Source organism: Longicatena sp. (assembly GCF_982403165.1).
In genome coordinates this window covers 14,674-33,897 of record NZ_CEVYEL010000030.1, presented here as the reverse complement: position 1 = coordinate 33,897, position 19,224 = coordinate 14,674, and the positions used below count along the sequence as shown (strand labels likewise).

The window sequence follows — 19,224 nt, the reverse complement described above, 5'->3', positions numbered from 1 at the left end:
TAGCTATAATTTCGAGTTTACACCATTTTTTTACTTTTAACTTCTAAAGATAGGTACTACAAAAGGTTAACTACATTGGGTTATTATGATGCTTTTGTTTACTTTTTATATCCATATAGATGTAAAGATACAATTTACATATCGCAAAATAAGTATATACTTAAGGTAAGAGGTGATAATGATGGAAATGCAGAAAGTGTTGGAACAAAGAAGAAGTATTCGTAAATATCAAGATAAGCCGATAAAGAAAGAAGTTGTGGAGGAATTACTTCATGCGGCTCTTTTAGCACCTACATGGAAAAATTCACAGACAGGACGTTATTATGTTGTTATGGATAAAGATAAGCTAGAGCAGGTGAAAAAGGAAGGGCTTGCCCCATTTAATGCAGAGAATACGAAAGATGCTCCAGTTTTGATTGTTACAACATTTGTAAAAGATCGCAGTGGTTATGAACGTAACGGTGAACCAAGTAATGAACTGGGCAATGGCTGGGGTTGTTATGATTTAGGCTTGCAGAATGAAAACTTATTATTAAAAGCAACGGATTTAGGATTAAGTACCTTAGTCATGGGAATTCGTGATGCTGATAGACTACGTGAGATGCTGAGTATCAGTGAAGAAGAAATTATCGTATCAGTAATTGCTGTAGGATATGGTGATGCGACACCAACAATGCCAAAACGTAAAGAGATAAGTGAATTCGTTACCTTTTATTGAAATAAAAAAGAGGAGAAATTCATATGAAGTCGGGGATCACATGGTTTTATCGAATTGCTTTGCTTTGCTGTATCACGTTATTTGGCGGTTACACCTTTTGTTCCAGAATGATTCAGCACTCCATGGTTCATGTCGTATTAAATCAGATCCACATTGAGAAAAAATTAGCAGAAAGGTTAAACTCGATCAACTTTCCAAAAGCAGAAGAAGAATCGGAAAAGTTAACCAAAATTTTAGAAGATATTGTAAATGATGAAGAAGTGTTAGCTGTCTTGAATGTATATACAGAAGCGTTTGTTGCCGACATTGTCAAAGATACGCAAAGTGAAACAACGATGAAGATCAATGAAACACTGAAACAGCAGGCGAATCAACATGCGAGTGAACTAAGCTTATTTACCGAAGGGCTTTTAAGTGAAAAAGAAGTATCCGCCATTATGACAACGGTAATTGATGCTATGGACGTACAGGCCTTATATGATGTTTCGCTTCATATCATGAAAGAAGAGCTTAGTGATGTACAGCTGACAGCATTTAAAATCTTATATTTTTTAAAGGGAGATATCTGTTATTATATCAGCCAATTGGGTATGCTATTATGTTCGTTATTGCTAGTCATGCAAAAGAAAGGTTTGCGAGGATTAACCATGGTATGGTTAATCGGCTGTTTGCTGATGTTTGTTGTATCACAAACAATACCACAACTGTTAGCACATGTCTTTGCGAATACAAAAGTGGCGGCTGCTTTGCAGGACAACATTGCTCAATTAGAACGTTATACATTAATACTGGGTGCCATCACCTTATTGTTGGCATGTCTAATGATGATAACGGCGTTTTTTAGAAAGAAAATCCTACATAAGAAGGATATAGCATAAATAAGAAAGAGAGTTATTTTATGAAAGGGAAACACATAGTGGCATCTGCTTTAGCTGTTACCATATGCCTTATGGGATGCAGCAATAATAAACAGGCAGACATCGATGCCGAAGTTACAAAATTAGAAGAAGAAGCGAAAAAAACGCTTCAAGATGTGCAAGAATATAGTAAAGAAGATATTGAGAAAGCAACAACGTACATACATGAAAATATGAATAAAGTAAAAGATGATGAGGTTGTGAAGAATCTGATTAAGGCAGGAACATATTTAGAGGCAGCTGCCAAAGCCGGTGCTACTGAATCAAGTCAAAAGTTAGCTAAACTAGGGAAAGATATACATACATATGCAAGTGATGTATATAAAGCGGCAGATGATAAAAAGGATGCAATCATTAAGGAAAGTAGTAATATGATTTCTTCATGGAAGGATACGTTGAATAAAGAGAAAAACAAGCTTATCGATGAATTTCAAAAGTTTATAAATCATTGATGTTAGATAAGGTGTTAGCATATGATGCATGTTGTTATCTGGTAAAGATAAATACGTGAATGGTAAACAACACCTTTTTCTTTACCGTAAAATTCAGAGGGCTATAAATTGCAATTTATTAGATGTCGGGTATAATAGTAAACGTAATAACAATAAAGGAGTTATGTATGAAAAAGGACATCGTTTATATTACAGGACACAGACATCCTGATTCTGATTCTATTATATCGGCTATTGCTTATGCCTTGTTTAAACAGCGCAAAGGAATCCGTGCGATTCCATGCCGCTTAGGGGAACTGAATGCAGAAACTAAGTATTTATTAAACCGCTTTGGTTTTGAAGAACCAATGCTGTTTGAAGACGCAAGAGCTACTCTTGATGAAATTGAAATGGATGAGCCACTTACGATTTCACCTACAACGACTATTTATGAAACACTGCAGATGATGAATGAACAAAACAAGCAGTCTTATGGTGTAGTGAATCAAAAAGGTCAGTTATTGGGCATGGTAACAAAGAGTGATCTGGCAACGGTCGGTTTGGGAGATACAGCTGTCGGTATTGCTTTATTAAGAGAAACGCCAATTGAAAATATTTGTCGTACGATCAATGGCAGAATGATATATGATGATCCTAAACTTCATTTTAATGGAAAAGTCAGCATCATAGCCATGACGGAAACACGTCTGGCTAATTATGATGTTCAAGATCGACTGGTTGTATTAGGAAATGATGCAAAAGCTCAAAAGACGGCCATTACCAAAGGGGCAGGTATCTTAATCGTTGTTTGGAGTGATTCCATTGATGATGAAGTATTGGAATTGGCGAAACTACATCATTGTCCTATTATCATCAGTGGTCATGGTACAATGAATACTTCTCGTTATTTATATTTCTCACCATCTGTTAAACTGTTAATGAAGCGTGATGTTGTCAGCTTTAATATGGATGAATTTGTAGAAGATGTCGGTAAAAAAATGTTAAAAACACGATATCGCAGTTACCCGGTTGTCGATAATGATAATCATTTAAAGGGCTATATATCACGTTTCCATATCTTGGACCATCACAATAAAAAAGTGATTCTGGTGGATCATAATGAGTATTCGCAATCTGTCAAAGGAATAGAGGCGGCCGATCTATTGGAAGTTGTCGATCATCATCGCGTGTGTGATATCATCACATCTCGCCCCATTTCCTTCCGTAATGAAATCATCGGAAGTACGGCATCCATCATCACTTCAATTTATATGGAAAATCAGATGGATATTGCGAAAGACTTAGCAGGACTCTTGTTAGGGGCAATCTTATCAGACACATTGAAATTCCGCTCTCCCACAACCACTGCCAAAGATATCGGTATTGCCAAGACATTGGCAGATAAAGCAGGATTGGATATCGATGTATTTGCGAAGGAAATGTTTAAGGTAAGCTCCAACATCAGTCAAAAGAGTGTACATGATCTGATCAATCAAGATATCAAACGTTTTGAAATAGATGATAATGTGGTAATGATTGGACAGGTGATTGTTTCCAGTGTTGGTGAAGTGAAAGAAATAGAGGGTGAATTACAAAAAGAATTGGATGAATTTACCAGAAATAAAGGTTTAGATTTATGTGTGATTGTCTTTACCAGTATACTTGAAAATGGTTCTATCTTTTATTCATCCGGTGATAAGGCACAGGCCATCTTTGATGCCTTTCCAAATGAGAAAGAAGAGGAACACAGTTTCCATGAAGATGTATTATCACGTAAAAACCAGATCGTACCAACCCTATCCAGAGCAATGTTAAATGCCTTAGGATAAAATAAAAAACGGTTAAAGAAACACAATGCGGCGTTATCCATTATGATATCGTATGCATGTGTTACATAAACCGTTTTTTTATATCGGTAAATGTATAGAAAAAAACTGAAGCACCACATGTTTTTGCGGTGGACTTCAGTTTCCTATGTTTTTTAGATACTCTTTATATCTTTCAAAAAGCTGAACTTCTTTATCCATAAAAGCGATAATCATGTGGAAAAGCGAATACTGTTTACTTAAAGAGTGTGCTCTTGCGCAATGCACAAGTAACCTTGCTTCTAAAGAAGTATTATTTAAAAGCTTGTAACCAATAGAACTTTATTCTTATTTACCTTTTTCAATATAGGCATTAATGTTTTCTTCAACAACATTGAAAGGGGCAACACCACTCTTTAACAATGCCGTATGGAAAGCTTTATCGTCAAATGCATCGCCAAGTTTCTTGACCGCCTTTTCTTTTAAAGAAGCGATTTCTTCATAACCAACATAATATGGTTCAAAGGCACAAGGATTTGCTTGTAATTGACTATATTGTACCATAGCGTCATGATCACTTAATTGAAAGCCGATAGCATTGAAATGATCTTTGAAATCCTTTAACGACCAGCCTTCATAATGGATGCCGATATCTGCCAGTATGATCATATTGTAACTGGCAAGCTCATTTTCTTTTAAAGCAAGTAAGAGATTCTGATCTATATCCTTTAAATAATTATAAGCATAATACTGAGCATAAACAGCATAACCTTCAACATAAGCACTGGAATCTATGCAGGCATTCCGGAAAAGGTTTTGCTGATTCTCATACATGAAGCTATATTGGAACATATGTCCTGGAAATCCTTCATGAGCAACCGTGGAATATGTCTGAATCTTATTAATGGCCCCTGTCTTTGGATTTACGCGCAATTGTTTTGTACCATCACCATCAAGTGGAGGAATGTTAAAATAAGCTGCCACACCGCTGCTAGAGGCAATTTCGTCATTTATTGCCTTAATATTATATTTTAATTCTTTAACGCTAGGGAAATCATTTGGTATTTGCGTTTTAATATAAGATAATATCTCATCATAACTCTTAAATGAAGTGACAGGCAGTTTGTTCTCTGTAATTTTTTTAACGATATCTAAATTGTTTATGACGATGCCTTGCAAATTTTGTAAATGCGTGTTAAAACTGGTGTTCATCATTTTCTTGATATCATCCACACTCTTATTGCTGCCGATGCTTTTCTGTAATAATAAAGCATAATATGCTTTACCATTCTCAAATTTAGCAAGTCCTATGTCATTGTTTTTGCCACTTTTTTTCAAGTCTTTCATCAAATCACTAATATCTTGATAGGCTGGCAGAAAGGAAGTAGTAAAAGCCTGTTTCAATTGTTTCTTGTAGGATTCGGCTTTTGTTTTACTCAGCTTGAGAGTATCGATGTTTTGATACATGGATGTTAATATGGCACTGTTTTCACCTTTTTTTAAAATGCCATCACAATATTTCTTTACATCATCCAAATTTGTCATAAGCAGTCCTTTATCTGCCTGTTCCTTTGTATATTGGATAACGCAATCAACATAAGGCTTTACATCTTTTACTAATAAGATTAAATCCTTAACATCCTGTTCATTACGTAAATCCCAGTCAGAGAATAAGGTTGGCATCTGATAATGTATCCCCGAGATGCTGGCAAACATCTGTTGATAATAGTCAAACTTTTTATCCATCAGCTGCAGTTCAATATTTCCTTGATATTCGAAACAATCGTATGTCTGTTTCTGCTCATCGCTTAAGATATCACGCTTAAATTCTTTAAATTCATCCCAGACCTTCTTCGCTTTTTCAGCAGCTTTATGCTGGTTTTCGATCGTTGGACGTTCTCCTAAATTTACTTTTACATTCGTTGGGTCGACACCGTGTTTTTGTGGCTGTTTCAGATATACATGCATGGTCGTATAGTCGCTTTCCATCTGCTGTATGAACTGTTTTTCAATAAAACGGTCGAATTTCTTTTGTTCTTCCTGGGGATCTTTTGAAGAACAGGCACCTAACGATAGTGCCATGATGCCGGATAAGGCTAATAACGAAAGACGTTTTATGATCTTCATGTAACATTTCCTCCTTGTGTTAGTATTAGTATACCCTTTTTTTATCGAATGGACAACTCATGAAGAGAGATGTATTGACGCATTGGTGTATTATGGATATAATACAGTTAGGAGGTGGTATCGTGATAAAACTGCAGGATATAGAATTTCATCAAAAAGCTGCTGTATATCCGCAATTAGCTGACTATATCAAAAAAGGCATTTTACTGGGAGAAATTGTGGATGGCGAAGATATGCCGAGTCGCCGAGAGTTGGCTTTGCGCTTATCCATTAATCCTAATACTGTTCAAAAGGCCTATAAATTACTGGAAGATGAAGGGTTTATTCGTACAATATCCAATATTCGCAGTATTGCTGTCGTAACCCAAGACACCAAAGAACGTATTCGCTGCCAGCTCATAGAACAACAAGTAAAAACCTTTATCACGGATTGTAAAAGCTGTGGCATGAATTTTCAGCAGACGATTGCTATCATGACCACATTATGGGATAAAATATAATTTTTTTATCGAATGAGTGTATTATGAATATAATACAGTAAGGAGAAGCTTATGAAAAACATGTTGAAATTAATGAATATGACTTGCCGCTCAGCAATCTCACAAATTATCCTTTTATTTCTTTGTGTGCTATTGGCAGAAGGAACATGGCTGTTTCTGCAATTAAAAAATATAGAACTCTTATACTATCATGATATGGGAATAAACATCATGATAATCCTCATAGGGTTTATCCTATTATTATGGATACAGGTAAAGCGATTCACCCATTTTGCCAAAAGTGGCGGACTTACCCGCATACAGGTATTGCCGGTATCGAAACGTTCTTTTATCTTTGGCGAAGTACTCTTCAATTATGCGAGTGTCTTATTGCTAGCAAGTGTCCCTTTTCTTGTATGGTTTATGATGATTGCCCTTCAACCGTTTCACTTTCCTTTTATGAATAATCTATATGCGTATGCAACTTTGCTCATCTCCATTACTGATTGGATGCCAATAAATGCTATTGAATGTGGTTGTCTGTTGCTTATTTTATTAGGTATTGCCTATATCATGGTTGCTTTCTCTTTTACGGCAATCGATTTAGACCGCCGTATAAGCCTAATCATGGTGCTGCTCATAACCTTTGTCATCATCCTTTTTCTGAATATGATTTTGTTTTCTTCTTCTCTGATGTTACCTTACCGCTATGAAATTTTTGCCGGAGAAGCTTTGCTGCTTATTCTATTATTGCATCGAAAGTTGGAACATGCATTCGTCAGGAGGAAATCCATATGAAAAAAATTATACTATATCTTACAACATCAACAGTATTGCTGTTGACATGCCTTGGTTATCATGTCAATCACTTATTTCCTAAAGATATTCCATTTGATAATAGTGATAAAGCAAGATCCGCCTTAGCGGGGATGACGATTGAAACAACATTTGGCATGCAAGATTCGGGCAGAACCCTATATCTCGATCTTAAAGATGGAGAGATCACCCAAAGATATACTCGTCAAAGTACACAAGAAAAGCAAAAAGATTATGAAATTTCTATGGAACGTATTTTTGAAATGGATGAACAGACAAAAAAGACCATAGGAAAACCAAAGAATCTAAGTGAAGAGGGACATGAGATAAAAAGAGTTATACCACAGGCTGATGCGGCTTATGTGTTCTATAGTTCAAATAATATAAAAATACCTACACAGCATGTAATATCCAATGAGCACTATCAATTACAGGAAACACTTTATGATATAAAGGAACAAACGGATGATACTTCTTATATTACGTTAGAACAATTGGATACGGATGTAAATGAAAGAGGAGTACAAAAGTATACAGATGTTCTTCCTACGGAAAGTCTGATTCGTGGTAAAGATGAGAATGTTTACTACTTCATGCCCCAGACAAATACACAATTTCACGGCGCTAATCATATTTATAAAATCAGTTGTGAATCGCAAGATAAAGCTTTGTTACAGGAGAATAAAGTTAAGATAAAAGAAATTACACCAATGGTTACACTGCCGGCTAAGCGTTCTTATTTTATCATGGAAAAGGTTGCTGATCGTTTGTTGGTGATTGCCTATGATACGAAGGGAAATACTTATGCCATGCTCTATGATGAAAAAGGGAATTTACAGAAAGAGTTAAAAACCCAACAAAAAATATTATTCGATGAGTTTACATGGCAAAACGACGGCTATATCCATTATTTTGCGGATGGAAAACTATATCGTCTAGATACCAACACGATGAAACTCTCAAATGTATGTCCTTATGATACGATTAAATTAGATAATGTTAGTGTTGATGATGTGTATTATCGTGATGGGAAAACTTATGTGTTGACGCAAGATGCATCTTGTATCTATATCCAAGTCATAGAACATGAACAAAACGTGTATCAAGGAAAATGGCAGTTAGGTGAGTATCGCGAAGATGAAGATGCGTATTATATGTTTTATCAAGCGCGTATCCGGAGGTGATGATCATGAAGGTGGTTCTGCATCAGATAAGGCATCATCTTAGCATATTATGGTGGAAAATCTTACTATTGTATGGCTTAGAATTTACCTTTCTGAATTTCTCTGATAACTTTCATTGTGTATATCAAGAGATCCATGATTATCCGAAAGAAACAGATATGTCATTTCTTATGCTTTTGTTTTTTGTAGTTCCTGTTTTGCTTATCGCTTTTCTACAATTGTACACTTGGTATCAAAAAGGGAAGGTGCGTTGGCAATTGGTGATGCAGCAGCATTTCTTACAGGTCATCGCCGACATTATCGTGATAGCGGGTATTCTCATGATAGGCTATCTCCTGTTTTACGGCATCTATTATAAACATTCTATCGCTTATCTGGCAACGAATATCAAAGTGAACGATGTCTCACCGGTGTTTTGGCAAATGGTAAAACAACAAACGATTATGGCAAAGCTTTTGCCTGTGAATGTGTTAAGTTTTATCAGCATGATTTTATTAATTGTGCAGTTATCCAGCTTGCTTGTCGCAGCGGTCATGACGTTATGGAAAGAACAGGTGAAACCTATCACCAAGATGTATTTAATTTTCTCGTTATGTGTTTGTTTCTTACGTATTACGTATACGACTGAATATTTTCAAATACTATTCTATACATTGTGCATCTTCGCAAATATTGGTGTAGCTACACAGTGTTGGGAAAGGAAGAAACAGGAGGTAAGGACATGCTAGAATTGCATCATGTTGAAAAATTGTTTTTAGGAGATAAGGGTATCCACGATATAACAATTACGTTTCAGCCAGGGGAAATTTATGGCATCTTAGGGCGCAATGGCAGTGGTAAAACAACCTTGTTGAAGTGTATATTAGGCTTATTAGAAGTAGATAAAGGACAGATTTTGCTAAATGGAAAGCCTGCCTGTGAACAGTTGCAGGATATCGCGTTTGCAAGTGCTGATGGCAGTAGTCTTCCTTATATGAAAGGAAAGGAATACGGACAATTTCTAGCGCAGTACTATCCATCCTTCTCAATGGAGGATTACTTACATTTTCTCAATCGTTTTGAACTAGATGCACAAGAGCGTATAGCGTCTTTATCAAAAGGGGGAAAGATGAAAATAGAACTGGCCGCTGCTTTTGCGCAACATGCCAAATTGATATTAATGGATGAACCCTTTACTTCTTTGGATATGTATGCTAAGGAAGATTGTATTCATGCTGTTTTAGAAGAAGTTATGGAAGAACGAATTTTGTTAATATCCACACATGATATCGCTGAAATTGAGACAATTGCGGATGGCTGTCTTGTTTTAGAAAATGGACGCTTAGCAGAAGTATTCACTATGGATGATTTGCATGAGCAAGGGGAAGATCTGAAAACACGTTTAGCTGCCTATCGCCCTGAAAAAGATAAGGAAAACAGAGAATAAGAGAATGTAGAAATATACTATAAATAGCTATATAAAGTATAAAATGATGGTTTTTATACATCATACAGCTTATTTTAGAAGTATTATGTATATTCTTCGCTATTTTAAGAAAGGCTTATACGAAAGCTTGAAGAAGCGAATTATAAAAGGAAAAGGTTTGTATCAGGCTACTATATTCACCTAAGGATACAAACCTTTTTTGTGCTTCATTTTTCATTCTTGCTCTATTTCTGATATAAATATCTGGCAACATGCACTCCACTGGCACTGGCATGACTTAAGGAATGAGTAACGCCACTGCAATCGCCAATAACGAATAACCCTTTATGACAGGTTTCCAGATTTTTATTAATTTCTACTTCTAAATTGTAGAATTTGACTTCTACACCATACAACAAAGTATCATCATTTGCCGTCCCGGGTGCAACCTTATCCAGACGATAAATCATTTCAATGATATCATCCAACTGACGTTTTGGAATAACCAGACTTAAATCGCCGGGAGTTGCGGATAACGTCGGTGTGACAAAGCTTTCTGCTATACGTCCTTCGGTACTACGTTGTCCTCGAATCAAATCACCGAAGCGCTGAACAATGACACCGCCACCTAACATATTCGATAAACGGGCAATGCTTTCGCCATATTCGTTACTGTTTTTAAATGGTTCCGTAAAATGGTTGCTGACAAGAAGCGCGAAATTGGTGTTTTCGGTATAACGTTTTGGATCTTCATAGCTATGACCATTTACGGTAATGATGCCATTGGTGTTCTCACTTACGACTACACCACGTGGATTCATACAAAACGTACGTACTTTATCTTGATATTTTTCACTTCGGTAAACAATTTTACTTTCATAAAGTTCATCTGTCAGATCAGAGAAGATACGATAAGGAAGCTCTACACGAACACCGATATCCACGCGATTACTTTTCGTGCGAATATGCAAAGAATCACAAATAGCTTCCATCCACTTACTGCCGCTACGACCAGTAGAGATAATGCAATTGGTTCCGGTAAAGTTATGTTCACCGCTCCATATACGATAACCATCCTCTACTTTTTCTACCTTATCGATATGGGTATTAAAATGAATGTCGATTTGATCTTTTAATTGATGATACAGGTGTTCCAGTACAATGTAATTTACATCGGTACCAAGATGACGAACACTTGCCTCTAGCAAATGTAAATCGTTCTGCATACATACCTTTTTTAAATGTGTGTTGCCGGTAGAGTAAAGCTTTGTACCTTTGCCACCATTTTCAACATTAATTTTATCCACATACTCCATCAACTCTATGGCTTTATTTCTGCCGATATATTCGTAAAGTGTTCCGCCGAATTGGTTCGTGATATTATATTTACCATCAGAAAAAGCGCCGGCACCGCCAAATCCATTCATGATGCTGCAAGATTTGCAATTTACACAGGATTTGATCTTATCACCATCGATTGGACATTTACGTTTTTCCAAAGATGTGCCTGATTCAAATAGACCGATCTTTAATTCAGGGTTTAATTTCATTGCTTCATAAGCCGAAAAAATCCCGCCGGGCCCTGCCCCGATTATCAGCAAATCATACTTCATAGTTTACCTCCGTGTCTTACATGACTAGTTTAAGGGAAACGTGAAATTTCCTAGAGTATTTTAACACATTCCTGTTAAAATACCAGTGTTTTGTCTTTATTAACGAATCGTTTTATCGAATAAGAGTGTGATTGTCTTACTTGTTGGCTGTTTTCTTTAATATATTATAAGGAAAACGATGATACAATTTATCGAGAATAGTATCTTTATGGTGGTTGAGCGTAAATATCTTTTTAGTTAGAAGGCTTTTTTAGTATGTATCGTCATTTAATAAGCTAAGCCCGAATTCCCTCTGTTTACCACTAATTTGTATATTTGTTGTTAGTTTATATAATTTATAGCATATTTAGGTATGATTCTTTTGCATGTGTATGTTCCATTTCAGTATTTGTGAAGGAGACTTGGATAAAATTGTGAGCGGCTATGTTTAAAACAAGATAGATAGAGCATACTTCAGCTATGAGGTGAATGTATGAAGAAATATATGGTAATTGGAGGTATTTGGCTGGCAGTGCTTATGACGATCATGACTTGTAGCAGTAAGACATCCTTGCAGTATGAAATTCATTTTGACAGTACAACACAAAAAACATATCCGTTAAAGGAAGAGATGCAAGATGCATATACCGAATTGGTGAGCGGTGTACATGAAGAATCTTATATTTTAATGGTATTACATAATCTAGATATGTTTGAGGTGTCTGATAACGTACATGCCAAATGGGAAAAGAACCATCTGCATATCATAGAAGGAGATGGGAAAGGGACGACCATCACAGGTGAATTGGTTGCCCAAAGTGTCTGTATGCCAAAAGTACAACCGCGCTCTTTCCTACAAGAATTATTTCATTGAGCATGAACATAGGTTTCATGCTTTTCTTATGGCTTGTAAATATTATGAATGTGCTTAGGTTTTAGAAGACGAAGAAAAAAAAGAATGGTATAATATTAACGTTATGAAATGAGGTGGTCATTGTGCAGCTGAATACAAAAGAAACGCTGCGGGATCTGGCTTGGATTTTAGCAGGTAATATTACGTTGGCAATCGGTGTTGCCTGGTTCATATTGCCCAATAATGTATTGACCGGAGGTTTAGCTGGTGTGGCGATTGCCTTAGAGCCATTAATTCATGTTACACCGGAAATTGTGATAAATGTATTAACCGTTGTTTTATTCGTGGCAGGTTCTTTCATATTAGGAAAGAAATTTGCGATGAAGACCATTTTAAGTACCATCTGTTATCCATTATTCTTATCACTGTTATCATTTTTAGCAGCGCATTATATACCGGCAGATACTTTTATTATGGATAAATATTTGGCGACTATTTATGGAGGTGCTTTGATGGGGATTGGTGTCGGTTGTGTTTTCCGTACCGGCGCAAGCACCGGTGGTATGGACATTCCACCACTGATCATAAATAAATACACGCATATCCCTTTACCATCTCTGGTATTGATTATTGATGCATTGACTGTCTTACTGGGGGCTGCGGTATATGGCTTGCAGGCAGCATTGACAGGTATTTTATCTGTTTGGGTCAGCAGCTTTATGATCAATAAAACCATGTTGATAGGTGGACATGATGCTAAAAACGTTATGATAATTTCCGAAAAATATAAAGAGATCATGAATAAGGTTCATGAACGTTTGGAAAGAGGCACGACCATTCTTGAGGCCAATGGCGGATATTCAAATGAGCGAAAACCGGTCTTAATGGTTGTTGTAACGAAAAAACAGCTGCCGGAGTTACAGCATATGATCAGTCACATTGATGCAGAAGCTTTTGTAATTGTGACAGATACAAACGAAGTACAGGGATTAGGCTTTACTTATGAAGAAGAGTTATAAGGGAAACATCATATTATATAAGGATGAGGAGATCAACTATGCAGAACTTTAATTATCACAGTCATACAAAACGCTGCGAGCATGCCATTGGAGAAGATGAAGAATATGTAAAAGCAGCCATTGCCAACGGTTTTCAAGTTATGGGCTTTAGTGATCATGCGCCATATGCAGGTGTTCATACACCGGGAGAGCGTATGGATAAGGAAGCATTGGAAGGCTATATCGCCAGTGTAAAAGCGTTGCAGAAGAAATATGAAAAGGAAATTGAAATACGCATTGGCTTAGAGTTTGAGTATTTTGAAGATCAGTTGCTAGAATTGTTGGAATATCGCGATCGCTTTGACTATATGATTATCGGACAGCATGGTCCGGCCTTGTATGAACCGGAATTTTATGAAGCGAATACGGATGAGGATGTATTGCGCTATGCAAATCTTATCCGTAAAGCGTGTGAAAAAGGACTTCCGGATATTATCGCACATCCTGACTTATTTATGTTCAGTAAGCAACAGTGGACACCAGCATGTGAGGAAGCAGCACGCATCATTTGTCAAAGTGCCTGTGATGCCAACATTCCTATTGAGATAAACCTAAATGGATTGAAATATGGTAAACGCCAGATTGGTGAGGAATGGCGTTATACTTATCCATATCGTGCGTTCTGGAAAGTAGCAGAACAGTATCCTGTGGATGTAGTCTATGGACTGGATGCTCATACACCTGAAAAATATGCAGATAAAAAATGTTTTGAAATTGTCGATCATGAAATTGTTTATGGTTTAAATTTGCATAAACGCACAAAACTTATGTTTGAGAAAAAATTATAAAGGCGCGAATTGGGCTTTGTGATTTGAAGAATATGTTGATGACACCTGTAAAACGAGGAGAAATTCCCAGTAATTTACAGGTGTTTTTCTTTGCTTTTTCACAATTGCCGGATAATTTCAGAATATCTGATAAACAGGGGAGTGATACCGATTTCAGAAAATGAAACAAAAGATAAAAAACACTTTTATATGTGAAAATAAAACGAAATTCACAAGTGATTTTACGCATATTATAAAGCTTTGCAACATACATATTTTGATAGTGGGACGATATTTAGGGCATAAAACTAAATTTCGACAGAAAAATTCTCGGTATAAAGTTATAAATTAAGGGAAAAATAGGTAATAACACATGTTAAAAAGCAAAAAAATTGGACAAGTTGAAAAAAGTATGCTAGACTATTGCTTGTTTCGTACAAAAGGAGGAACATCAATGAACTCAAAACGAATAAAATTCGCTTTATTCATCAGTGTTTTCGCTTTATATGGGTGTGCAAGCGGGAGTAAATCGACATCAACACAGACGCTAAGCACTGCGAACATAACAACGATTAATAAAACAGATGCAGCGCAGATGCCTGCACTTCATACAACTGAAATGATGAATATCACCGAGGACGTATCCGCACTTTCGCTCATGGCAAATGATGCAAGTGTATCACAAAGATTCAGCACACTGTTACAAAACCGAGATGTTAAAGGAAGCCTTCGTACACAGAAAGCGATAAAGAATTACAGTGTGAAAATGAATCAACGCATTCGCAAAAAGCAACAAGAACAGGCAAAACGTGAGGCGAGAACCTTTACCCCTATGACAACAACCTATGGTGTTGACTGTTATGGCTGTGGTGGTGAAGATGGACGTGGAGGAACTTCACTTGGCGTTACTTTGGATGCCGATATGGGTGTTATGATGCCGGATGGCAGCTGGCAAAGAGGCATTCGATATGGGAAGTATTACATCATAGCAGCTGATCCAAGTATTCCTTTATGCTCCATCATTAAGATTAGCAATCATGGACTTAGCGGCAGTGGTATTTCACCAGATAAACCTTATTATGCAATCGTATTAGATCGCGGTGGAGCTATTTATGGAAGTCATCTGGATTTATATATCGGAAGAGAAAATTCCGGTGCCATTGTTAAAGTAAAACAAACCACACCGAAAGCGGAAATCATCCGTGTTGGCGGTAAAAGCGGGCCACGCAGCTGTGCTCTATAGTAAAGTAAAACGTAAATATCTTTATACTGAACCCCTTATCGTAGTTATCCACCTTTTGGGGTTCCTTTAGTTTATAAACGACTTAAGGTTTTGAAAGGCTTTTTAAACTGTTTATAAGCAACGTGATGACATATAGTCATAAAAAAACGTATCCTCACGTAGGGATACGTTTTGTTGCTTTTAAAGCAAAGTATAACAGGGCAACATCGATAGGGAACATGATTACATTTTTGAAAATACGCAACAGGGTAAAAAGCTGGCTTTGATACAGTATATTTAACCATAACGAAGTTAAGAAAAGATTAATGAAGACGGTAATACACAATCGAGCGGCTAAAACACGGAGAAACGATAATTCTTTCTTGTAGAAAAAGCAGCCATAGATCATGCCGATTAAAAATTCATTCAAGGCAAAGCCGGGAAAATACGGGCCATCCGGACGGGCAATGTATTTTAAGGTATCGGCAATGATGCCGGCAAAGCCGGTTAACACAGGCCCATAGATCATACCGGAAACACCGGCAAATATACTTGAGAAGCCAATACGTAAAGTTGGTGAAAGAGGAATAAAGAAGGTGCCTGCTACTACATTTAACGTTGTCAGCATCGCACATCCGCAAATGGATTTCACTTTCTTCATCTCTTTACTGCTTTCTTTGATTAATATTGGCAACTGCATAATTTCTTTCGCAAAGTTCATATAAAAATACCTCCTTTTCCTGTGATGCATACGGAAAAAGAGGTATCTCCTTTTTTCTTATGCAACAGCGGGATGCAAGACTGAAATCGCAAGAGAAACTCTTTTCGCCCCGACGACAACTCCCCGTTCGCGGATACTTAACGCTTCAATCTCTACTCTGCTTACATGCTGATTATAGGATAGTATGTAGTATTTTACAAGAAAAAAATTATCGAAATTTAGGATTCATAAGATTTTCGTTTCGCAGCTGATGGAATTTTAAATTCATCCCGATATTTGGCGATGGTTCTTCGTGAGATCGTATAGCCTTCATGAAGTAAGATATCGCATAGTTTTTGATCGCTGTAGGGCTTCTTGTGATCTTCGTTTCGTATGAGTTCTTTCAAGCGTTCCTGTACTTCTTTTACGCTGTCATTCGATAAGGAGTGAACAAAGAAGTATTTTAACGGAATGGTCTGATTTTGAAAAATCATGGATTTACTGGCTACACAACGACTGATGGTTGATTCGTGCATAGATAAGGCATCCGCAATGGTTTTCATGGTTAACGGCTGTAACGGTTTTCCTTCTGTGAAAAAAGGCAGTTGATGTGCCACAATGGCTTTTGTTAAGTGCAGCAGTGTGTCACTGCGTTTTTTTATACCATTTAATAAGCTTTCGGCTTTTTTCTTTTCTTGCTTCAAATAGTCTTTCATTTCTTCATAATGAGCAGGAAAGTCTTCCATATTCATACGCAGTCCATAGGTGTTACGGAATAATTCAATCGTGATTTCTCCATCTTCACAGGCGACATAAACATCCGGATTCAAATATACCGCAGTAGCAGCATACATCGATCCTGGTTTTGGGTGAAGGCTTTGGATTAGTTTTAAAGCCTCTTGAATATCGGTGATAGCCACATCCAACTTTTTGGCCAAAATCGTTAACTTATGTTGAGCAAGTTCACTTAAATATTCATTCACCAAAAGAATGGCCAGTTTCGCATAGGGATGAGCAAGGTTTGCCAGTTGTATTAAAAGACATTCCTGAAGATTTCTGGCTCCTACACCACTTGGTTCAAAACTTTGTAAAATATTGATTGTTTCTTCAATATCATCATAGCTATATTGTGGGAAATAACGCTGAATAGCTTTATTGGAATAGGGCAGATAGCCGTTATCATCCAATAGATCCGCAAGAAATACGGCTAAATCAACAAAAAGTGGTTTATTATATTGATGAATTTGTTCCTGCAATACCTCACTGAGTGTTTGTTCTTGAATGACATAATTCATCATAAGTTCAAAATTGCGCTCACACTTTTGGATATAGCCGGTTTCATATTGGATATCCTGTTCCAATAAGGGATTGCTTTCTACCTGTTCTTCAATATATGTCTGTAATTCACTGCTGGAAAAGGACAGGATCTTAAGATCCTGCTGCTGTTTCATGGTTAAGACTTGTTTTTGTTTAAGTGTAGGACGCATTTCCTGTTTCATTTTCATATACATCACCTGTATGTATTATAACGTAAGTAAGCGCTTTTAGAAATACCTTGTTCGTGTATTGGCATGGAAATTGCTACAAAAAAGGTGGAGGTGTTTGTTATGAGGGAAATTTTGCGTATCGTAATTGGAAATATATGTATTACATCGGCCTATGCATTTATCACGGTACCTCGCCATGTGGTAAATGGCGGAGTGACCTCCTTTTCCATGATTCTGCATGTGTTTCTTCCAGTGGATATCAGTGTCATAACCAATTGTGTTACGGTAGTGCTATTGGGAATTTGTCTGTATTTCCTGGGAAAAGCATTTTTGATGAAATCATTGCTTAGCAGTATCTGTTATATGGTCATGTTCAGCAGTTTTCACGCAATCGGTTATAGCCTGTCCATACCAGTATTACCTGCAATTATCTTAGCGGCCATACTGGTAGGAATAGGATATTATTTATGTATCAGTGCCAGTTCTAGCACCGTGGGGTTTGATGTCTTAGCACTTGTCTTACATAAACGTTATGAAAAACTAGATGTTGCCATAACGATGCGCTATATCAATATTGGTGTTATCTTATTAGGCTTTGCTTCCTATGGCGGCATTTCGATATTGATCGGTATTGGTTTTACCATCTTACAGACACAGGTATTAAAACTACTCTTACAAAGGAATGAACAGAAAATACAGGAAGCTTCCTGCGATGAGGCAACTGTATCAAAGTGTATCGTAAAATCATGAAAGGAAGGAAAGGATATGTACTATGGAATGACAACAGAAGAACTGGCTCATCATTATAGTGAAACAGATGTGTTACGGATATATAAGGAAATCGGCTTTGATGCCGTTGATTATAGTTATGATATGCATGCCTATGAAGGCTCTATCTATGATCAAGAGGATTATGTCGCTTATGCAAAACAATTAAAAGCCGTCGCTGATGAAGTTGGTATACGTATTCACCAGATGCATGCCCCGTTGTACCATCGACGCATTGATGTAGCAGCTACACCAGAAGAAAAGAAGCAAGAGGCCTTTTTAAAGAAAATGACGATGCGCGGCTTTGCGGTTGCTGAGTTGTTAGGATGTAACTATATGGTGATGCATCCACGCAAACTGCTACATTATGGCAGTGCAGAAGCACATGCGTATGCCAAGGAATATAATTTAGCAATGTATCGGGAATATGAGGAATTGGCAAGAAAGCATCATGTAAAGATCGCCTTAGAAAATATGTTTGCCTATCATCCTATCACACACACACCTGTTGATACCATTTTTCGCACCGCAGAAGAACTCCTGGCATATCTGCAAGAACTTTCCCGTGATGTATTTGTGGCTTGCCTGGACACCGGTCATGCCAATGTGAATGGCATAGATCCTTCTTATATGGCCGAAGTGTTAGGCTCCTATGTTGAGGTTTTGCATGTTCATGATAATTATGCCGCCCTAGATCAGCATTTGTTATGTGGATTGGGAACAATTGATTGGAAACGTTTTGCGAATACATTAAAAAAGATAAAATTTGATGGTGTTGTGTCGTTAGAAACATGCGCAATGTGTGAAAAATTACCAAAAGTTTCCTGCGTAGACTATGCTCATCTCGCTTACCATACCATCACAAATTTAGTAAAATAATGTATAATACACATAC

Annotated in this window: 19 protein-coding genes and 1 riboswitch; of the genes, 15 read left to right on the top strand and 4 right to left on the bottom strand. The window is 37.0% G+C overall.

Going from position 1 to position 19,224, the window contains the following annotated elements:
- Nucleotides 1–178: 178 nt before the first annotated feature.
- The 4 genes from AC1VS3_RS08010 (at nucleotide 179) to AC1VS3_RS07995 (ending at nucleotide 3,895) form a co-directional block, all read left to right on the top strand.
- On the top strand, nucleotides 179–718 hold the full coding sequence (locus tag AC1VS3_RS08010) for a nitroreductase family protein (RefSeq protein WP_017144737.1): 540 nt from the start codon (nucleotides 179–181) through the stop codon (nucleotides 716–718).
- Nucleotides 719–741: 23 nt separating this feature from the next.
- Nucleotides 742–1,596: a hypothetical protein gene (locus AC1VS3_RS08005; protein WP_008690305.1), complete on the top strand. Its 855-nt coding sequence runs from the start codon at nucleotides 742–744 to the stop codon at nucleotides 1,594–1,596.
- Between the two features lie 20 nt (nucleotides 1,597–1,616).
- The gene (locus tag AC1VS3_RS08000) at nucleotides 1,617–2,087 is read left to right on the top strand and encodes a hypothetical protein (protein WP_008690308.1); all 471 of its coding nucleotides are present in this window, start codon (nucleotides 1,617–1,619) and stop codon (nucleotides 2,085–2,087) included.
- A gap of 167 nt (nucleotides 2,088–2,254) precedes the next feature.
- Nucleotides 2,255–3,895: a putative manganese-dependent inorganic diphosphatase gene (locus AC1VS3_RS07995; RefSeq protein WP_008690310.1), complete on the top strand. Its 1,641-nt coding sequence runs from the start codon at nucleotides 2,255–2,257 to the stop codon at nucleotides 3,893–3,895.
- A gap of 324 nt (nucleotides 3,896–4,219) precedes the next feature.
- On the opposite strand, the gene AC1VS3_RS07990 is transcribed toward AC1VS3_RS07995, so the two are convergent.
- A complete protein-coding gene (locus tag AC1VS3_RS07990) occupies nucleotides 4,220–5,998 on the bottom strand; it encodes a DUF885 domain-containing protein (protein WP_008690312.1) in 1,779 nt (592 codons plus the stop codon).
- Between the two features lie 59 nt (nucleotides 5,999–6,057).
- Between AC1VS3_RS07990 and AC1VS3_RS07985 the strand changes: the two genes are divergently transcribed.
- From AC1VS3_RS07985 to AC1VS3_RS07965, 5 genes are read left to right on the top strand one after another with little or no spacing between them, the layout of a single operon-like run.
- Nucleotides 6,058–6,498 (top strand): GntR family transcriptional regulator, encoded by a 441-nt coding sequence (locus AC1VS3_RS07985; protein WP_008690313.1) that lies wholly within the window; start codon nucleotides 6,058–6,060, stop codon nucleotides 6,496–6,498.
- A 51-nt stretch (nucleotides 6,499–6,549) separates the two neighbouring features.
- The gene (locus AC1VS3_RS07980; RefSeq protein WP_008690314.1) at nucleotides 6,550–7,275 is read left to right on the top strand and encodes a hypothetical protein; all 726 of its coding nucleotides are present in this window, start codon (nucleotides 6,550–6,552) and stop codon (nucleotides 7,273–7,275) included.
- On the top strand, nucleotides 7,272–8,477 hold the full coding sequence (locus AC1VS3_RS07975) for a hypothetical protein (protein ID WP_008690315.1): 1,206 nt from the start codon (nucleotides 7,272–7,274) through the stop codon (nucleotides 8,475–8,477). Before AC1VS3_RS07980 ends, AC1VS3_RS07975 begins: the two co-directional genes overlap by 4 nt.
- Nucleotides 8,478–8,482: 5 nt before the next feature.
- Nucleotides 8,483–9,205 carry a hypothetical protein gene (locus AC1VS3_RS07970; RefSeq protein WP_008690316.1) on the top strand — a complete coding sequence of 241 codons (723 nt, stop codon included), beginning with the start codon at nucleotides 8,483–8,485 and terminating at the stop codon, nucleotides 9,203–9,205.
- Nucleotides 9,199–9,903, top strand: a complete 705-nt coding sequence (locus AC1VS3_RS07965; RefSeq protein ID WP_008690317.1) for an ATP-binding cassette domain-containing protein — start codon at nucleotides 9,199–9,201, stop codon at nucleotides 9,901–9,903. The genes AC1VS3_RS07970 and AC1VS3_RS07965 overlap by 7 nt, the downstream gene beginning before the upstream one ends.
- A gap of 224 nt (nucleotides 9,904–10,127) precedes the next feature.
- Here AC1VS3_RS07965 and AC1VS3_RS07960 read toward each other — a convergent pair whose 3' ends face one another.
- Nucleotides 10,128–11,495 (bottom strand): NAD(P)/FAD-dependent oxidoreductase, encoded by a 1,368-nt coding sequence (locus AC1VS3_RS07960; RefSeq protein WP_008690318.1) that lies wholly within the window; start codon nucleotides 11,493–11,495, stop codon nucleotides 10,128–10,130.
- A 472-nt stretch (nucleotides 11,496–11,967) separates the two neighbouring features.
- Between AC1VS3_RS07960 and AC1VS3_RS07955 the strand changes: the two genes are divergently transcribed.
- From AC1VS3_RS07955 to AC1VS3_RS07940, 4 genes are all read left to right on the top strand, one after another.
- Nucleotides 11,968–12,348, top strand: coding sequence for a hypothetical protein (locus tag AC1VS3_RS07955; protein WP_008690319.1), 381 nt, complete (start codon nucleotides 11,968–11,970; stop codon nucleotides 12,346–12,348).
- A gap of 122 nt (nucleotides 12,349–12,470) precedes the next feature.
- Nucleotides 12,471–13,346: a YitT family protein gene (locus AC1VS3_RS07950; protein WP_008690320.1), complete on the top strand. Its 876-nt coding sequence runs from the start codon at nucleotides 12,471–12,473 to the stop codon at nucleotides 13,344–13,346.
- A 38-nt stretch (nucleotides 13,347–13,384) separates the two neighbouring features.
- On the top strand, nucleotides 13,385–14,173 hold the full coding sequence (locus AC1VS3_RS07945) for a histidinol-phosphatase (protein ID WP_008690322.1): 789 nt from the start codon (nucleotides 13,385–13,387) through the stop codon (nucleotides 14,171–14,173).
- Between the two features lie 433 nt (nucleotides 14,174–14,606).
- Nucleotides 14,607–15,395 (top strand): 3D domain-containing protein, encoded by a 789-nt coding sequence (locus tag AC1VS3_RS07940; protein WP_008978070.1) that lies wholly within the window; start codon nucleotides 14,607–14,609, stop codon nucleotides 15,393–15,395.
- A 154-nt stretch (nucleotides 15,396–15,549) separates the two neighbouring features.
- On the opposite strand, the gene AC1VS3_RS07935 is transcribed toward AC1VS3_RS07940, so the two are convergent.
- On the bottom strand, nucleotides 15,550–16,095 hold the full coding sequence (locus AC1VS3_RS07935) for a folate family ECF transporter S component (RefSeq protein WP_008690325.1): 546 nt from the start codon (nucleotides 16,093–16,095) through the stop codon (nucleotides 15,550–15,552).
- A 63-nt stretch (nucleotides 16,096–16,158) separates the two neighbouring features.
- Nucleotides 16,159–16,257, bottom strand: a riboswitch (THF riboswitch).
- A 56-nt stretch (nucleotides 16,258–16,313) separates the two neighbouring features.
- On the bottom strand, nucleotides 16,314–17,579 hold the full coding sequence (rpoN, locus tag AC1VS3_RS07930; protein ID WP_008690326.1) for an RNA polymerase factor sigma-54: 1,266 nt from the start codon (nucleotides 17,577–17,579) through the stop codon (nucleotides 16,314–16,316).
- A 102-nt stretch (nucleotides 17,580–17,681) separates the two neighbouring features.
- Here rpoN and AC1VS3_RS07925 point away from each other — a divergent pair, with 102 nt between their 5' ends.
- Entirely contained in the window at nucleotides 17,682–18,311 is a 630-nt protein-coding gene (locus AC1VS3_RS07925; RefSeq protein WP_008690327.1) for a YitT family protein, read from the top strand.
- 15 nt (nucleotides 18,312–18,326) lie between these two features.
- Nucleotides 18,327–19,208, top strand: a complete 882-nt coding sequence (locus AC1VS3_RS07920) for a sugar phosphate isomerase/epimerase family protein (protein WP_008690328.1) — start codon at nucleotides 18,327–18,329, stop codon at nucleotides 19,206–19,208.
- Nucleotides 19,209–19,224: the final 16 nt, after the last annotated feature.

What these genes read in the sequence shown, in the direction of transcription:
- AC1VS3_RS07990 (WP_008690312.1), bottom strand. Translation starts at nt 5,998, where the DNA reads ATGAAGATCATAAAACGTCTTTCGTTATTAGCCTTATCCGGCATCATG.
- AC1VS3_RS08010 (WP_017144737.1), top strand. Translation starts at nt 179, where the DNA reads ATGATGGAAATGCAGAAAGTGTTGGAACAAAGAAGAAGTATTCGTAAA.
- AC1VS3_RS08005 (WP_008690305.1), top strand. Translation starts at nt 742, where the DNA reads ATGAAGTCGGGGATCACATGGTTTTATCGAATTGCTTTGCTTTGCTGT.
- AC1VS3_RS07945 (WP_008690322.1), top strand. Translation starts at nt 13,385, where the DNA reads ATGCAGAACTTTAATTATCACAGTCATACAAAACGCTGCGAGCATGCC.
- rpoN (WP_008690326.1), bottom strand. Translation starts at nt 17,579, where the DNA reads ATGAAAATGAAACAGGAAATGCGTCCTACACTTAAACAAAAACAAGTC.
- AC1VS3_RS07925 (WP_008690327.1), top strand. Translation starts at nt 17,682, where the DNA reads ATGAGGGAAATTTTGCGTATCGTAATTGGAAATATATGTATTACATCG.
- AC1VS3_RS08000 (WP_008690308.1), top strand. Translation starts at nt 1,617, where the DNA reads ATGAAAGGGAAACACATAGTGGCATCTGCTTTAGCTGTTACCATATGC.
- AC1VS3_RS07940 (WP_008978070.1), top strand. Translation starts at nt 14,607, where the DNA reads ATGAACTCAAAACGAATAAAATTCGCTTTATTCATCAGTGTTTTCGCT.
- AC1VS3_RS07960 (WP_008690318.1), bottom strand. Translation starts at nt 11,495, where the DNA reads ATGAAGTATGATTTGCTGATAATCGGGGCAGGGCCCGGCGGGATTTTT.
- AC1VS3_RS07980 (WP_008690314.1), top strand. Translation starts at nt 6,550, where the DNA reads ATGAAAAACATGTTGAAATTAATGAATATGACTTGCCGCTCAGCAATC.
- AC1VS3_RS07995 (WP_008690310.1), top strand. Translation starts at nt 2,255, where the DNA reads ATGAAAAAGGACATCGTTTATATTACAGGACACAGACATCCTGATTCT.
- AC1VS3_RS07965 (WP_008690317.1), top strand. Translation starts at nt 9,199, where the DNA reads ATGCTAGAATTGCATCATGTTGAAAAATTGTTTTTAGGAGATAAGGGT.
- AC1VS3_RS07955 (WP_008690319.1), top strand. Translation starts at nt 11,968, where the DNA reads ATGAAGAAATATATGGTAATTGGAGGTATTTGGCTGGCAGTGCTTATG.
- AC1VS3_RS07935 (WP_008690325.1), bottom strand. Translation starts at nt 16,095, where the DNA reads ATGAACTTTGCGAAAGAAATTATGCAGTTGCCAATATTAATCAAAGAA.
- AC1VS3_RS07975 (WP_008690315.1), top strand. Translation starts at nt 7,272, where the DNA reads ATGAAAAAAATTATACTATATCTTACAACATCAACAGTATTGCTGTTG.
- AC1VS3_RS07970 (WP_008690316.1), top strand. Translation starts at nt 8,483, where the DNA reads ATGAAGGTGGTTCTGCATCAGATAAGGCATCATCTTAGCATATTATGG.
- AC1VS3_RS07985 (WP_008690313.1), top strand. Translation starts at nt 6,058, where the DNA reads ATGAAGAGAGATGTATTGACGCATTGGTGTATTATGGATATAATACAG.
- AC1VS3_RS07920 (WP_008690328.1), top strand. Translation starts at nt 18,327, where the DNA reads ATGTACTATGGAATGACAACAGAAGAACTGGCTCATCATTATAGTGAA.